A 15,220-nucleotide genomic window follows, 5' to 3' on the forward strand; every position below is an offset into this window, starting at 1 on the left:
GAAAGTCTTACCTCAGGCAGTGTCCAACTTATTAAAAAGTACTGTTCAACTTTGCGTCAAATTATATTTCTGATTCTAATTTTTTAGATTTTAGTGTCCAAGTTTTGTTGACCAGTGCAGTAATCAGCGGCGATCCAGAGCTGCCCCCATGGGGGGAAGTGACTTATCTGCGCGATGCGCAGATAGGTCGAAAGGGGTTCATTTGAAAAAGATTATAAGACAAGTGTGCCCGCGCCAGCCAGAGAAATCGGTGCTCTTTTTGCGTAATCAGCGGCGATCCAGAGCTGCCCCTTTGGGGGAAGTGATGCATCTGCGCGTTCAGCAGATGCATCGAAAGGGGTTCATTAGAAACCAATCACAAAATAAGTGTGCCCGCGCCAGCTAGAGAAATCGGTGCTCCTTTTTCGTAATCAGCGGCGATCCAGAGCTGCCCCCTAGGGGGCGCAATGCCCCTGTGTGGGCATTGCGGTTCTAACGCGTATCCCCGATTATGATACGCGTTAGAAGGGGACAGTGACTTATCTGCGCGATGCGCAGATAAGTCGAAAGGGGTTCATTAGAAACCAATCACAAAATAAGTGTGCCCGCGCCAGCTAGAGAAATCGGTGCTCTTTTTTTCGTAATCAGCGGCGGTCCAGTGCTGCCCCCTAGGGGCGCAATGCCCCTGTGTGGGCATTGCGGTTCCATCGCGTATCCCAGATTATGATACGCGATGGAAGGGGACGGTGATTCATCTGCGCGTTCAGCAGATGCATCAAAAGGGGTGCATTTGAAGGTAATAATAATATTTACAATAAAATGAACCCCTTCAGGCCCCAATGCTCCGCATCCGGCCCAGCTCCACCACGGGAGAGCCTATCACAGCTTTTTACATTTTTAAAATAAGATGGTAAGATAGATATAATGTATATAAGTATATTTTTATTTATAAAGGAGATTTACCTTGGAAGCAGAATTAGTATCAGATATCTGGACCATAGCACAGGTCATTCTCATCGATCTGGCTTTAGGCGGCGATAATTCTATTGTCATCGGTATGGCAGCGAAGAATTTGCCACCGAAATTACAAAAGAAGGCTATAATTTACGGTACCATCGGGGCTATAGGCTTGCGATTCCTCTTGGCGGCTCTCGTCGTTTGGCTCTTGCAAATTCCTTACTTAAAAACCATTGGCGCGCTCTTGTTGGTACTCATTGGCATTCGTCTTATTGGCGCTAATGATGACGGTGAAGATATCCATGTCAAGGCCAAAGACTCCCTTTTTGAAGCTATATGCACGATTATGGCGGCCGATGCGCTCATGAGTCTCGATAATGTATTGGGCATTGTCGGCGCGACAGGAGGCCATTTAGGACTGCTTGTAGCCGGTATGATGATCTCTGTTCCCATCATTGTCTTTGGCAGTACCATTGTCATTAAAATCATGAATCGTTTCCCCATTCTCATGTATGTCGGTGGCGCAATTCTCGGCTGGGCTGCCGGTGGTATGCTGGCTTCTGACCCATATTTTCCATGGCATACGTTGCCGGCTCATTATTTCCAGGGTGCGTTATTGGTGCTGACACTGGCAGGCGGTTTTATCTGGCAAAAGCTGCAAATATACCGTAAAAGGAATAAGCAGGGATGATGAAAAAATATATGTGAAAAAACATAAAAAGTTGTAAAATCATGCTTGACATTTATCCTGAGTATGGTATTATATACAAGTCAGGTAACGGGGCGTAGCGCAGTTTGGTAGCGCGCTTGGTTCGGGACTAAGAGGTCGCAGGTTCAAATCCTGTCGCCCCGACCACATTTGTATGTTGGGTGTTTTTCCCGAGAACACTGCTGTATAGCAACGACATGCAAGACCTGGAGAGGTGTCCGAGTGGCTGAAGGAGCATGATTGGAAATCATGTGTAGGGCTACAGCTCTACCGAGGGTTCAAATCCCTCTCTCTCCGCCATAAACGTGATAGAATCCGCTTCCGCGGGTTCTATTTTTTTTACAATTTTGGGTTTGACCCTCGAAAGTCATGTGGTTTTTGACCCTCGTTTGACCCTCTTCACAAAAATAAGTATTCTAAGAGAGAATCTGCCAGGGCAGGTTCTCTTTTTTGCAGTCATGCTTGAGATGTATACCTTTGAAAGACTGAAAGGTATTGGAAAATTATGGCAGACTGTGTACAATAGTGTTATAAGGGAGGGGAATTTTATGAATACTTCAGAACGACCATTTATTTTCTGCCATATGGAGACTTCCCTCGATGGTAAAATCATGGGGAAATACCTTTGGATTCCCGAAACGAATACAGAACACGATGTTTTTTATAGTCTCATCTTTGGCGACCAGGCTAAATTCACTTTTCAGGCGAGCTTAGAAGGCCGTATTACAATTGAAGATAATTACACCTTTTATCAAAAGCCGGAGCTGGATCTGTCGGCAGCGCCTGTTCCCGAAGGCGATTACCTGGCGCCCGGTGCCGCACTGGGCTTGTATCAGATCGTGATGGATAGTCATGGCCGCGTAGCCTGGAATCAGAATACGATTGGTGAAGGGGATCGCACCATGCATATTGTTGAGGTACTGACCCGTCAGACGAGCAATGCGTATAAAGCCTATTTACGGCAGCGGGGCATTAGTTATCTGATTTGCGGTGACGATCACGTCGATTTGGAAGTTCTTTGCCGTAAGATAAAAAAAGACCTGCACGTAACAGCCATGATGCTGGCCGGTGGCGGCGTCGTCAACTGGAGCTTTGTTCAGGCCGGTTTGGTCGATGAAATGAGTATCGTCCTCGCACCTGCTGCTGATGGCAATCGTTCGACCCAATCCTTGTTCATGACCAAGGCGGGGATATCCGAAGATCATCCGGTTGTATTTAAGCCTTTGGAGGTAGAACTCCTGGACGACGGCTTCATCTGGCTCCACTATGCCGTAGGTGAAAAAAATATGTATGACTTCGATAATGATCCGGAGTATAAAGAAGTACAGGACATGATCAAAGCAAATTCGTAAAGTCTCATGCTGTGAAGGGGGAACGTCACATGACAGAACAGAAACATGACGTATCACGGCGGGGCTTTCTGAAAATAGCCGCCGGATCGGTCTTAGGGGCAGCATTACTGTCTGTCCCAGGTATCAATCTGGCAAGAAAACGGTCTAATAACCAGAATGAGGAGGTAGTTGATATGACGAAAAAAGTAGTTACGCGTACAGATGGAAATCAGTATGTACCTTATGAAAAGAGAACAGGCAATGAATCAATCGTGTATTTTACCCGCGATTTATCTGCTGCAGGCCTTTTAAAAATTTATGATAAGGTTGCGACTACCCTGACGGGCAGAGTCGGTGTTAAACTCCATACAGGGGAACAACACGGCCCGAATATTATTCCTCGCCCGTGGGTACAGGAACTGTTAGAAAAACGGCTGCCTGAAGCTCATATCATTGAAACCAACACGTATTACGCCGGTGACCGCTATACGACAGAGCAGCACCGGAAGACCCTGGAAGTCAATGGCTGGACGTTTGCACCTGTCGATATCCTCGATGAAGACAGCACAATGATGTTGCCCGTTAAAGGCGGCAAGTGGTTCCGTGAAATGTCCGTAGGAAACCATTTGGAAAATTATGATTCCTTCCTGGCCTTAACCCACTTTAAGGGCCATACACAAGGTGGTTTCGGTGGTTCCAATAAAAATATCGGTATCGGCTGTGCCGACGGCCGTATTGGTAAAGCCATGATTCATACGACACCGGGCCAGCCCAACCAGTGGGATATTGCCAAGGAAGAATTTATGGAACGGATGACTGAATCGTGTAAAGCAACGATTGATCGCTTTGCCGGCCACATTGCTTATATCAATGTCATGCGCAACATGTCCGTTTCCTGTGACTGCGAAGGTGTAGCTGCCCAGCCGGTTGTGACGCCGAACGTAGGCATCACTGCATCCCTTGATATCCTGGCCGTTGACCAGGCCAGTGTCGATCTGGTCTATGCTATGAAAGAACAGGATCACCATGATCTGGTAGAACGGATTGAATCGCGTCATGGCCTGCGCCAGCTGACGTACATGCAGGAACTCGGTATGGGCAACAGCAAGTATGTCCTCATCGATCTGGATCATGATGGACAGCGCATTACACCGGCTGACGCCATTAAGGATGTCGTTCCTTTTAGTAAATAAATAGAAACTGTTACGCAGCCCGCTTCCTATGGAGGCGGGCTTTTTATATGTCAGTTTGGCTGTAATGTGTTAAACGAATTCATATTACTTATGAATTGTTGCAGCTGCGAAATAGTATTATGAACATATATCATTAAACAACCATTGTGTGTTACTAATTGATATACAAATATAGGTCACTCTTTCTTGACTTTTTTTATCTAAAATACTACAATCGAATAGAAAGAACGAAGAAATAATTATTATTTGGAAGAATGGTGACTCCCTATGTTCATGAACCGGAAAACTGATTATGCGATTCGTATTCTCCGGGGCCTCCTTGACGGACAACGCCATGCGGCTGCCCAGTTGGCAGCCAGTGAAGAAATCCCTTTGGCTTTTGCTTACAAAATCCTAAAGCAATTGTCTAACGCCGGCATTGTCCGGTTAGAGAGAGGACCTGGCGGTGGCTGCATGTTGCAGGCAGATCTAAAACAAGTAACCTTATATGATCTGGTCGTTTTGATGGAAGGAGACGCAGATATTACGGCTTGCATGAGCGGCACATACGACTGTGAATGGCGGCGCACCCATGGTATCTGCAAAGTACATTTAAATTTATGTTCCTTGCAGCAGGAAATTAATCAGAAACTACAGGCGAAAAGCCTATGGGCAGTTTTAGGTAAATCTAATTAGTGTATTGCAAAGGAGGAAATCAGTATGTTATTTGAAACAACAGCGGCGCATGAAGCGCTGCGGAAGGAAATCCGTACATTTGCTGAGACCGAAGTCAAACCTATTGCTTTCTCACTGGATCAAAACAATGAGTTCCCTGATGACATCGTAAAAGAAATGGGGAAACGCGGCTGGATGGGGTTGCCCTATCCGAAAGAATATGGCGGTGCCGGTTTGGATGTCATCAGCTACGCTATTGCCGTTGAAGAATTATCCCGTATTGACGGCGGCGTCGGTGTTATCCTTTCGGCTCACACATCCTTGGGCACGTATCCTATTGCCGCTTTTGGTAACGAAGCACAGAAGAAAAAATATCTCGTTCCCTTGGCAAAAGGTGAAAAACTGGGCGCTTTCGGCCTGACGGAAGAAAATGCCGGTTCTGATGCCGGCGGCACGGAAACGACAGCTGTCGATAAAGGCGACTATTATCTGCTCAATGGCGGCAAGATCTTTATTACGAATGCGCCGAAAGCTGATATTTACGTTGTATTCGCCGTTACGACGCCGGATATTGGCACGAAAGGTATTTCTGCCTTTATCGTAGAACGGGGCTGGAAAGGCTTTGATTTCGGCGATCATTATGACAAATTAGGGATCCGCTCGTCCACGACGGCAGAACTGATTTTCAATGATGTGAAAGTACCGAAGGAAAACCTGCTCGGCAAAGAAGGACAGGGCTTCAAAATCGCTATGGCCACACTGGATGGCGGCCGTATCGGCATAGCCTCCCAGGCCTTGGGCATTGCGCAGGGTGCTTATGATAACGCTCTGGATTATGCAAAAGAACGTATCCAGTTTGGCCAGCCTATTGGCGTGCATCAGGGTATTTCCTTTAAATTGGCTGATATGGCAACGAAGCTGCGTGCTTCCCGTTATCTCATTTATTCGGCTGCCGAAATGAAAGAAAACCATGAACCGTACAGCATGGAAGCCGCTATGGCTAAGATGTACGCATCCGATGCTGCCGTAGAAATTACGAACGAAGCACTGCAGGTATTCGGCGGTTCCGGCTATCTGAAAGGGATGGACGTCGAACGGGCTTTCCGCGATGCTAAGATTACGACCATTTATGAAGGGACTAATGAAATTCAGCGCGTCGTCATTGCAGCCCACCTCTTAGGCCGTCTGACGAAGAAAGAAGGCGGTGGACGCCGTTCCGTTGCCAAGAAAGCTGCACCGGTTACAGGAATCCGTAAAAATAAGATCTTCCGCGAAGGCGATGCTAAAGAAAAAGTAGCCGAATTGGTCAGCACGCTGAAACAGGATGGATACGATTTCACCGTAGGCATTCCGGAAGACACGCCGATTACCCAGGCAGAACGTGTTGTTTCTGCAGGCAAAGGCATTGGCAGTAAAGAAAACATGAAACTCATCTACGATCTGGCACACGCTGCCGGCGCTGCTGTCGGTTCGTCCCGTCCGGTTGCAGAAACGTTGAAATATGTTCCCCTCAACCGCTATGTAGGGATGTCGGGACAGAAGTTTACGGGCAACCTCTATATTGCCTGCGGTATTTCTGGCGCTAAACAGCATCTGAAAGGCATTAAAGAAGCTTCGACGATTGTCGCTATCAATAAAAATGGGAATGCCCCGATTTTCAAGAATTGTGACTATGGTATTGTTGGCGATGTCAACGAAATTCTGCCGCTCTTGGCAGATGCCTTGGGCCGTGGTGAAAAGAAAGCAGCACCGCCTATGGTGAAGATGAAACGCCCGGTTGTACCAAAACCGGAACCGATCGGTCCCCGTTACGTATGTAATGGCTGCGGCTATGAATATGTACCGGAACTGGGCGATGAAGAAGCAGATATCGCACCGGGGACACTCTTTGAAAATCTGCCTGATGACTGGGTTTGCCCGGAATGTGCAGAAGCTAAAGAAAACTTTATCAAAGAATAAGCGGACCGAAAGGAGCAGATGATATATGTATTGTGTACGGAAAGTTACAGATGATTTATTTTGGGTAGGCGCCAATGACCACCGCCTGCACCTGTTTGAAAATATTCACCCCATCCCGCAGGGCGTATCCTATAATGCCTACGTGCTGCTGGATAAAGCGACTGTCCTCTTCGATACAGTAGACTGGGCTGTATGCCGTCAGTTCCTGGAAAATGTCGAACACGTTCTTCAGGGCCGTCCACTGGATTACATGGTAATTAACCATATGGAACCGGACCATTGTGCCTGCATTGAAGAAATTATCCTGCGCTATCCGAAAGTAAAGATCATTAGCACAGAAAAATCCTTCATGCTCATGCATCAGTTTGGCTTCCACATCGATAAACAGGAATTAATCGAAGTTAAGGAAGGGGATACGTATTCCTTTGGCGGCCACACGGTTACCTTCGTAGAAGCACCGATGGTTCACTGGCCGGAAGCAATGGTTACTCTTGATCTGACCAATGGCGCTCTCTTCTCGGCCGATGCCTTTGGTTCCTTCATCGGCCTCGATGGTCACCTCTTTGCTGATGAAGTCAACTTCGACCGCGACTGGCTCGATGAAGCACGCCGCTATTATACGAATATCGTCGGCAAATATGGTCCGCACGTACAGCTGCTTTTAGGCAAGGCTGCGACGGTTCTCGACAAGATCAAATTCATTTGCCCGCTCCATGGTCCGGTTTGGCGTAAAGACTTCGGCTATATCCTGGATAAATACCAGCACTGGAGCACGTACGAACCGGAAGAAAAGGGCGTTCTCATCGTCTACGCTTCCATGTACGGCAATACAGAAGCGGCAGCCCAGGATTTGGCCGCCCGCCTCTGCGAAAAGGGCATTACCAATACGCGCCTTTACGACGTATCGTCTACCCACGTATCGGAATTGATTTCCCAGACCTTCGAATATTCGCACCTCGTCTTGGCTTCTGTTACGTACAACCTGGGCATTTACCCGGTAATGCTTGATTATCTGGAAGATATGAAAGCCCTCAACCTCCAGAAACGGACCGTAGCGATCATTGAAAACGGTTCGTGGGCAATCAAGTCGGGCGATCTCATGCAGAAATTCCTCGACGACAATATGAAGGATATGACTGTACTGAACGAACGCGTATCCCTCGCTTCGACCTTGCCGGATGACAAAGTATCCGAAATGGAACAGCTGGCCCAGGCTTTGGCCGACAGTGTAAACGGCGTAGAAAAATAATTCCGCAGCCTTTGCGGCACGCCTCTTTCTACCATCTCTAACAAAACAACATGGGGCTTGTGGCGGAATGCCTCCCCAAAACAGGCCTGCATGAAGTCCGATATAGGATGCCTTTCCCTTCGGATTCAAAAATCCCTCTCAGTGGTTACTGGGAGGGATTTTTTTTGGCAGTAGAAGAAATTATTACGTGTTTCTTATCATATCCATAGAAAGATATATAATGAATGCATATTTTTTCTCTTATAGGATGTACAATTTTATAGCAAATGTGATATGCTTATACTATTAGAATGATGGTTAACCCGTGATAAACAGCGTATATCTTGATTTTGTGAAGTGCATGCTGTTGGCATGGTCAGAATCTGCCTGAGATAACTGTAAATAAAAATACATTAGAAATTTTATATAGGAAACGAAGAAAAAAGGATTTTTTATTATTTCGTACGTTTCATGCTCTAAGATACGTTTTCTATATAACAAAAAGACGAACGGTTGTCTTTGGCAGGAGTAAGGGAGGCATGCGTCATACGGAAGTCCTGTTCGGGAATACAGGAAAAATGCAATAAAAAGCAAAAAGATGAAAGAAAATACAAGGTGTGAAAGAAGGAATAGTATGCATATGTGGCAAAAAGAGAATAGGAAATATGGCTTTGTTCATAAAGGCCTCGTGCTGATTGCTGCCTTGGCTGGTGTAGTCGTTCTAGGCGGTTGCGGTACGATAAAAGCAGATTTAACCTTTCATGATGATGGCACGATTACATCGAGTACTTCCTTTTCCGTCAATGATTCCGTACGGAATCTTTACCCTCAAATTATGAATGAACTCAAGAAAATGGAAGATGAAGAACGGGCCAATGGCAATGAAATTAAGAAAATTCATAATGGCTTTAGTGAGACTGCCGTGCATAGTGATATCCAATCTTTAGTCGATAATGGCGGGGAAATCTACCGGGATAATGGTCCGGGCAGCGTGCGCTATCGCAAGGGAGTACTGTATGATATGTATTCCCTCCATTTGGGACTTCAGGGAAAGGAATCATCAATGCCTGGCATGAATGATTTATATGGCATGGATGCGTTATATGGGGCTATGCTACAAAGCACCTATGAGTCAGCTAAATTTGATTATCGTATTACCTTGCCTCAGTCTGCTGACGCCACAAACGCTAAGAACGTAAGCGCAGATCAACGGACCTATACATGGGATCTCAAACCGGCACTTTTTGGTCAGCAGGATGTGAAGGTGAATATTGATTTTAGAATATATCACAAGAATGTGCTCTATGCCTTTGCCGGTATCGGTGCTATTCTGCTTATTTGTGCGCTCGTATGCTTTATTTATGGCATCATGAATAAAACGGACGCTGTCAGAAAAAAACAGCTTTTCATAGTGGCAGGAGTGTTATTGGCAATTGTTTTGTGTGGCGGTGGCTACATCAAGTATATGCTTGATAATCCGCCTGTGTTAACAGCCGCTGATAATATCATCAAAACAGGTACCAGCACAGCTGTAAATACGGATACGCAGGCAGGAACCGATAAGAAGGACGGGACGGATCAAACCGCCCAGACGGCTAGTAAGCCGGCAGTACCCCTTTCTCCGGCTGAAAAAACGTTGCAAGCCTATTACAAGAACATTACGCAGAAAAATTACCGTACTGCCTATGATATGATGACACCGGAACTGCAGCAGCAAATTGGTGCATATGAAGACTATGCTGCTGGATATAAAACGACGATTTCCAGTGAAGTATCGAATATGAAAGTGATATCTTCATCTGCTACCAGTGCGAAGCTGGAATTTACCTTAACGGCCAGAGATACAGATAATGGCGGCGTAAAGGTACAGTACTTTGCCGGTCAGGCCACGTTGTCTAATGTAAATGGTGTATGGAAAATCAGTGATACATCTGTTAGTAAGACTGGCGAAGCCAGAGAATAATACTAGTTTGGCTATGTAGAAGAGGTGAGCATAATGAGTAAGCAATGTACCAATTGTGGGGCTGCCATTCCAGACAACAGTAAATTTTGTGAATTTTGTGGTAAGCCTGTAGAAGCAGAAAAAAAGAAACAACCTGTTTGCCTGCATTGTGGTGCGCCTATTGCCAAGGGGGACGCCTTTTGTACGGCCTGCGGTACGCCGGTAGAGGCCCCGGTGGAAGAGGAAAAAGCAGAGAAAAAACAGCCATCTGTACCGGAAGAAACGTCTCCTGCAGCAGAGGAACCCTTAAAAATCGTCAAATTGCAGGAGCCGGAAACGGAACCGGTACAGGAAAATGATGCTCCTTTGGAAAACGTGCATACGAGCGGGCCGGAACAGGATACGGCATCAGCGAAAGAACCGGCAGCCAATGGGAGCACACGTGCGTATTGCCAAACCTGCGGTGCCCCACTTGCAGCAGACGATAAGTTTTGTATGGCCTGTGGCACCCCGGTAGCAGCAATGGCTAGTGGGCAGGAAGTGGTCACAACAGCGGCAGAAGAACCGCTACACACAGTGAAGCTGGCAGACGATGTGCCGGCGCAAGGACCGGAAGCTAAAGAAAATGCTGTTACGCACTGCCCGTCTTGCGGCGCTGTGCTTGCAGCAGAAGATAAATTTTGCACGGCCTGTGGCGCCCCGGTAGCAGCAACGGCTAGCGAGCAAGAAGTGGTCACAGCAGCGGCAGAAGAACCGCTGCACACTGTGAAGTTGGCAGACGATGTGCCGGCACAAGGATCGGAAACTAAAGAAAATGCTGTTACGCACTGCCTGTCTTGTGGTGCCGTGCTCGCGGCAGACGATAAATTTTGTACGATCTGTGGTGCCCCGATAGCAGCAACGGCTAGCGGACAGGAAGCGGTCAGCGCAGCGGCAGAAGAACCGCTGCACACTGTGAAGCAGGCAGACGATGTGCCGGCGCAGGGACCGGAAGCTAAAGGAAATGCTGTTACGCACTGCCCGTCTTGCGGCGCCGTGCTTGCGGCAGGCGATAAATTTTGCACGACCTGTGGTGCCCCAGTAGCAGCAACGGCGAGCGGGCAGGAAGCAGTCACAGCAGTGGCAGAAGAACCGCTGCATATCGTGAAGCAGGCAGAGGATGTGCCGGCGCAGGGACCGGAAGCTAAAGGAAATGCTGTTACGCACTGCCCGTCTTGCGGCGCCGTGCTTGCGGCAGGCGATAAATTTTGCACGACCTGTGGTGTCCCAGTAGCAGCAACGGCGAGCGGGCAGGAAGCAGTCAGCGCAGCGGCAGAAGAACCGCTGCATATCGTGAAGCTGGCAGACGATGTGCCGGCGCAGGGAACGGAATTTAAAGAGACTGCTGTTACGCACTGCCCGTCTTGCGGCGCTGTGCTTGCAGCAGATGATACATTTTGCACGACTTGTGGCGCACCTGTAGAAGCAAAGCCGGCTGTTCCGGAAGCAGCTGCAACTTCGAAGACGCTGTATTGCCATTCTTGTGGGGCCGTAGTGAATGCAGGTGATACATTTTGTGCTTCCTGCGGAGCACCTATACGTGCGGTTTCTAAAGTAAGACAGGGGAATGACCCGTTGCCTGTCGTACACTTACATGATGAAATACCGCCTCATACAGGATCGTCTGGGCAGCCAGGTACAGGTAGCGCTGGCGTGCCGCCTGTAGCGGATGGAGCAGAACTGTTGGTAAAAAACATCAAGCCCCTTCTTTCTGTCATCGCCGCTATCGCTGCTATTTTGTTTCTATTATTCAAGTTTTCCAGTGGCGGAGCCGTCCAGGAAGTAAAAGAAATGAAATTTCATGATTTTAGCACGACCGTCACAATCGGCCAGGCCTTCGATCGCCGCTTTGAAGAGGAGGACTGGAGTTCAGAAGGTTCGGGCAAGGTTAAAACTGTCATTTTTAAGGGGAGAGATAAGGATACGGGTAAAATGTGGAAGGTCTACTTTAAAGTAACGGAAGGAAAAGAGTATTACCAGTGTGAAGTTACTAAAATTGTAGTGGACCAAACGGTATCGACGAACAATTGGGATGTGGGCAGGCTTTTGACCTATATTTATGACGGTTAATATATGAAGGGATGATACAATGATATTTTTTGCACTAATACTGAACGGCGTTATCAGTTTTTTCAATGCCCGTGTAGCCGGAAAGATTTGGGCTGAATCAAAGGGCATTGGCGGCAACGTGCGCATTATGGCGTGGTGCGCTGCTATTCAATCAGCCATTGGTTTTTCTTACATTTACATCACAATTTTGGTATATGCGTGCAGCGCTCTCCATATATTGTCCCATAGTGGCATCAATTTTATGACCAGCCTGACCTATGTATTTCTGATTGTCCCTTTGCTGGGGACGGGCATTATTATTACCATTCAGTCCTGGATACAGGCGTCACGGGAAAAATCCCTGCTTTCCATGGGCGTAGCCGGCTGGAATACTTTTGCTACGGCATATAATCTGTACCATGCCATCCAGTCCTTTGGCCCGGCTTGGGAAATGGCTACGAAAGGTATTTCGGACATCTTTTCCGGCGATGATGATGACGACGAAGACAGTGTCGTACTGGCACTGGTTATCTTAGCGCTATTGGCCGGTGTCATGACGACAAAAATTATTATGAATGTGTATACAGCCAGTCTGCCTGTATCGAGAACGGTACGGCAGCGGTATGAAACAATGTGAGGAGGAATCTGTTATGAGTAAGTTTTGTTCCCAATGTGGAACCCCGCTTTCTGAAGGGGCACGCTTTTGTCCCTCCTGTGGTGCTCCGGTACAGGGAGAGGTTGCAGTTCAGCCTGCCTATGAAAATAACGCCGTACCTGCCTATGGCAACACGCCAGATGTAGTGGAAATGCAGTGGAATGGTTATGTAGAAGATAAAACCATCAAAGCGATGTTCTTTACGAGTAAAGGCCGGCTAAACAGGAAGCGGTATATTATGCGCAGTTTAATGCTTCTGCCGGTATCCATGATAGGGATGCTCCTGATTTATACTATGGTGACTCCCCTCATAGTAATTGGCTTCCTGCTCATCCTGTCCTTGTGCATCCCCAATGTGCTGTTGGCTATCCGCCGCTGCCATGATTTGAACCGGTCAGGATATTTCTACTTACTTACGGCTGTTCCGATTGCCAATATTATTGTTCCCCTAATGCTGTTGTTTCAAAAGGGATCGACAGGCCCGAATCAATATGGTCCTGATCCTCTTGGCAACTAAGGGGAATTAGCAGTTTCTATAAACATCGTACAATTATGTAATAAATGCATGATTGTACGATGTTATTTTATTTGATAAACAAAATGATATCAGTTATAATAAGAGAAAACAAACGAGGCTCTAACCTATCAAAACACTCTCGTTAAGAAAGAACTATAACCAAGAGATGGTAGTCCTTGTACGTAACGGGAGCTTAAAACAGACACCTATGATCCTATTTTGTTGTGCCACTTAGCAATAAGAGAAACTAAATATGATTGTCGGAAAACCATGAGCGTACCGTAACGCTTGAAATCATCAGGACGTTGTCTGCCCTATTTTGTATGATTTTATTTTACGGCATCTAGAGAATTTCCGATATGAATGTTTCTAAAATCCGGGAAGACCACGTGTAAGCTTTTTTGTAAAATTTACAAATTTTGCCACAAAGACTACTAAAATTGTCTATTAATATGGTATACTATGCACAAGGAGATGATTTAAATGGAATTAGTACAAGGTGAAAATAAATTTTGTATTAAAGATGACTCCGGTAAAATCCTGGGAGAAATAGATTTCCTCGCTGATCAAAATGGAAAATACGATATCGTTCATACAGAAGTGGATCCGTCTTTAGGCGGCCAGGGCTGGGCCGGCAAGCTCGTGCAGGCAGCCGCTGATTATATCCGCAGTGAAGGCAAGAAGACCAGTGCTTCCTGTTCGTATGCGTCGCGTTGGCTTCAGCGCCATAAAGAGTATGACGATATTTATGAACCGTAAGCTCGTGCATTGACAGTTCTTTTCTCTGCGTGTACAATAAAATAGTTGTAATGCAGACCGACAGTTCGTTTGTACCATCCTGTCGTAAAACAAAACCAGGACTTGTTCTTTGTCATGAACAGCCCCGTCGTCTGCGGGGCTGCTTTTTTTATAGGAGAAGTACCATGTATTATTTAAAGACCGAACAGTGCTTTGATGCGGCCCATTTCCTCCAGGGCTATGACGGAAAATGCCATAACCTGCACGGCCACCGCTGGCGCGTCGTCGTCGAAATTAAGGCGGACACACTCCAGGAAGGCCGTCAGTGCCGTGGTATGGTCATCGATTTCTCGGAATTAAAGCACGTTTTGAAGGATATTTGTGACTATTTTGATCATTCCTTTATTTTTGAAAAGAACTCCCTGCGTCCCCTTACGCTGGCAGCTCTTAGGGCTGAAGATTTTTGTCTGCGAGAAGTGCCCTTCCGGCCGACGGCAGAAGAGTTTTCCCGCTACATATATGAAACCATTCAGGCGAAGGGCTATGACCTGTCCCGTGTGGATGTTTATGAAACGCCAAATAATTGTGCATCCTACGGAGGCTGACCATGAAAGTAGTCGAACTATTTACGAGTATCAACGGCGAAGGTACGCGGGCTGGGGAACTGGCTGTCTTCGTCCGTTTCCAGGGCTGTAATCTGCGCTGCAGCTATTGTGATACCATGTGGGCTAATGAAAGGGACTGTGCGTATACGGAGCTTACGCCGGCAGAAATTACAGACCGCATTTTGGCAACGGGGATCCGTAACGTTACGCTGACAGGGGGCGAACCCTTGCTGCAGCCACAGCTGACGGAACTCTTACAGGCATTGGCGGCGCATCCGGAATTACGTGTAGAGATCGAGACCAATGGCGCCGTGAGCCTGGCTCCCTTTGGCATAGAGGCACCGTGGCGGCCTGTATTTACGATGGACTATAAGCTGCCGTCGAGCGGCTGGGAACAAGCCATGGTGACGGAAAATTTTTCTCTCCTCGAGGCAGCTGATACAGTTAAGTTCGTTTCGGGCAGCCTGGCTGATCTGGAACGGGCCCGGGACATTATAGAACAATATGACCTGACGCACCGTTGTCACGTGTACTTGAGCCCTATCTTTGGGGCCATTGAGCCCGTCGCTATGGTAGAATTTATGAAACAGCACAAACTGAATGATGTGCGTCTGCAAATCCAAATCCACAAGGTGATTTGGGATCCGCAAAAACGAGGTGTATGA

At 47.1% G+C, this 15,220-nt stretch carries 13 protein-coding genes and 2 tRNA genes; all 15 read left to right on the forward strand.

Annotated features, from left to right (window positions below; genetic code table 11):
• Positions 1 to 943: 943 nt before the first annotated feature.
• The 15 genes from H8J70_RS05485 to queE all read left to right on the forward strand — a co-directional run bounded on the left by H8J70_RS05485 (position 944) and on the right by queE (position 15,220).
• Positions 944 to 1,627 (forward strand): TerC family protein, encoded by a 684-nt coding sequence (locus H8J70_RS05485; RefSeq protein ID WP_186502858.1) that lies wholly within the window; start codon positions 944 to 946, stop codon positions 1,625 to 1,627.
• 88 nt (positions 1,628 to 1,715) lie between these two features.
• Positions 1,716 to 1,792 (forward strand) — tRNA-Pro (locus H8J70_RS05490).
• A gap of 61 nt (positions 1,793 to 1,853) precedes the next feature.
• A tRNA-Ser gene (locus H8J70_RS05495) sits at positions 1,854 to 1,945 on the forward strand.
• Between the two features lie 248 nt (positions 1,946 to 2,193).
• The gene (locus tag H8J70_RS05500; protein WP_186502859.1) at positions 2,194 to 2,997 is read left to right on the forward strand and encodes a RibD family protein; all 804 of its coding nucleotides are present in this window, start codon (positions 2,194 to 2,196) and stop codon (positions 2,995 to 2,997) included.
• Positions 2,998 to 3,026: 29 nt separating this feature from the next.
• Positions 3,027 to 4,169, forward strand: a complete 1,143-nt coding sequence (locus H8J70_RS05505) for a DUF362 domain-containing protein (protein WP_246415277.1) — start codon at positions 3,027 to 3,029, stop codon at positions 4,167 to 4,169.
• A gap of 267 nt (positions 4,170 to 4,436) precedes the next feature.
• Positions 4,437 to 4,844: an RrF2 family transcriptional regulator gene (locus H8J70_RS05510; protein ID WP_186502860.1), complete on the forward strand. Its 408-nt coding sequence runs from the start codon at positions 4,437 to 4,439 to the stop codon at positions 4,842 to 4,844.
• Positions 4,845 to 4,868: 24 nt separating this feature from the next.
• On the forward strand, positions 4,869 to 6,782 hold the full coding sequence (locus H8J70_RS12850; RefSeq protein ID WP_186502861.1) for an acyl-CoA dehydrogenase family protein: 1,914 nt from the start codon (positions 4,869 to 4,871) through the stop codon (positions 6,780 to 6,782).
• Between the two features lie 25 nt (positions 6,783 to 6,807).
• On the forward strand, positions 6,808 to 8,031 hold the full coding sequence (locus tag H8J70_RS05520) for an FprA family A-type flavoprotein (RefSeq protein ID WP_186502862.1): 1,224 nt from the start codon (positions 6,808 to 6,810) through the stop codon (positions 8,029 to 8,031).
• 577 nt (positions 8,032 to 8,608) lie between these two features.
• A complete protein-coding gene (locus H8J70_RS05525) occupies positions 8,609 to 9,973 on the forward strand; it encodes a VirB8 family type IV secretion system protein (protein ID WP_186502863.1) in 1,365 nt (454 codons plus the stop codon).
• A gap of 33 nt (positions 9,974 to 10,006) precedes the next feature.
• Positions 10,007 to 12,061: a zinc-ribbon domain-containing protein gene (locus H8J70_RS05530; protein WP_186502864.1), complete on the forward strand. Its 2,055-nt coding sequence runs from the start codon at positions 10,007 to 10,009 to the stop codon at positions 12,059 to 12,061.
• Positions 12,062 to 12,080: 19 nt separating this feature from the next.
• Positions 12,081 to 12,677 (forward strand): hypothetical protein, encoded by a 597-nt coding sequence (locus H8J70_RS05535; protein ID WP_186502865.1) that lies wholly within the window; start codon positions 12,081 to 12,083, stop codon positions 12,675 to 12,677.
• 13 nt (positions 12,678 to 12,690) lie between these two features.
• Positions 12,691 to 13,212: a DUF805 domain-containing protein gene (locus H8J70_RS05540; RefSeq protein ID WP_186502866.1), complete on the forward strand. Its 522-nt coding sequence runs from the start codon at positions 12,691 to 12,693 to the stop codon at positions 13,210 to 13,212.
• Positions 13,213 to 13,695: 483 nt separating this feature from the next.
• Complete coding sequence (locus H8J70_RS05545) at positions 13,696 to 13,971, forward strand: GNAT family N-acetyltransferase (protein ID WP_186502867.1); 276 nt, start codon at positions 13,696 to 13,698, stop codon at positions 13,969 to 13,971.
• 164 nt (positions 13,972 to 14,135) lie between these two features.
• Positions 14,136 to 14,555: a 6-carboxytetrahydropterin synthase QueD gene (gene queD / locus H8J70_RS05550; RefSeq protein WP_186502868.1), complete on the forward strand. Its 420-nt coding sequence runs from the start codon at positions 14,136 to 14,138 to the stop codon at positions 14,553 to 14,555.
• A 2-nt stretch (positions 14,556 to 14,557) separates the two neighbouring features.
• Complete coding sequence (gene queE / locus H8J70_RS05555) at positions 14,558 to 15,220, forward strand: putative 7-carboxy-7-deazaguanine synthase QueE (protein ID WP_222433597.1); 663 nt, start codon at positions 14,558 to 14,560, stop codon at positions 15,218 to 15,220.

The organism is Megasphaera hominis (genome assembly GCF_014269395.1).
In the GTDB taxonomy this organism is placed as follows: domain Bacteria; phylum Bacillota; class Negativicutes; order Veillonellales; family Megasphaeraceae; genus Megasphaera; species Megasphaera hominis.

Excerpts from the sequence above, each read along its gene's own strand:
- queD (WP_186502868.1), top strand. The coding sequence starts at position 14,136 with ATGTATTATTTAAAGACCGAACAGTGCTTTGATGCGGCCCATTTCCTC.
- H8J70_RS05505 (WP_246415277.1), top strand. The coding sequence starts at position 3,027 with ATGACAGAACAGAAACATGACGTATCACGGCGGGGCTTTCTGAAAATA.
- H8J70_RS05510 (WP_186502860.1), top strand. The coding sequence starts at position 4,437 with ATGTTCATGAACCGGAAAACTGATTATGCGATTCGTATTCTCCGGGGC.
- queE (WP_222433597.1), top strand. The coding sequence starts at position 14,558 with ATGAAAGTAGTCGAACTATTTACGAGTATCAACGGCGAAGGTACGCGG.
- H8J70_RS05535 (WP_186502865.1), top strand. The coding sequence starts at position 12,081 with ATGATATTTTTTGCACTAATACTGAACGGCGTTATCAGTTTTTTCAAT.
- H8J70_RS12850 (WP_186502861.1), top strand. The coding sequence starts at position 4,869 with ATGTTATTTGAAACAACAGCGGCGCATGAAGCGCTGCGGAAGGAAATC.
- H8J70_RS05540 (WP_186502866.1), top strand. The coding sequence starts at position 12,691 with ATGAGTAAGTTTTGTTCCCAATGTGGAACCCCGCTTTCTGAAGGGGCA.
- H8J70_RS05500 (WP_186502859.1), top strand. The coding sequence starts at position 2,194 with ATGAATACTTCAGAACGACCATTTATTTTCTGCCATATGGAGACTTCC.
- H8J70_RS05545 (WP_186502867.1), top strand. The coding sequence starts at position 13,696 with ATGGAATTAGTACAAGGTGAAAATAAATTTTGTATTAAAGATGACTCC.
- H8J70_RS05520 (WP_186502862.1), top strand. The coding sequence starts at position 6,808 with ATGTATTGTGTACGGAAAGTTACAGATGATTTATTTTGGGTAGGCGCC.
- H8J70_RS05530 (WP_186502864.1), top strand. The coding sequence starts at position 10,007 with ATGAGTAAGCAATGTACCAATTGTGGGGCTGCCATTCCAGACAACAGT.
- H8J70_RS05525 (WP_186502863.1), top strand. The coding sequence starts at position 8,609 with ATGAAAGAAAATACAAGGTGTGAAAGAAGGAATAGTATGCATATGTGG.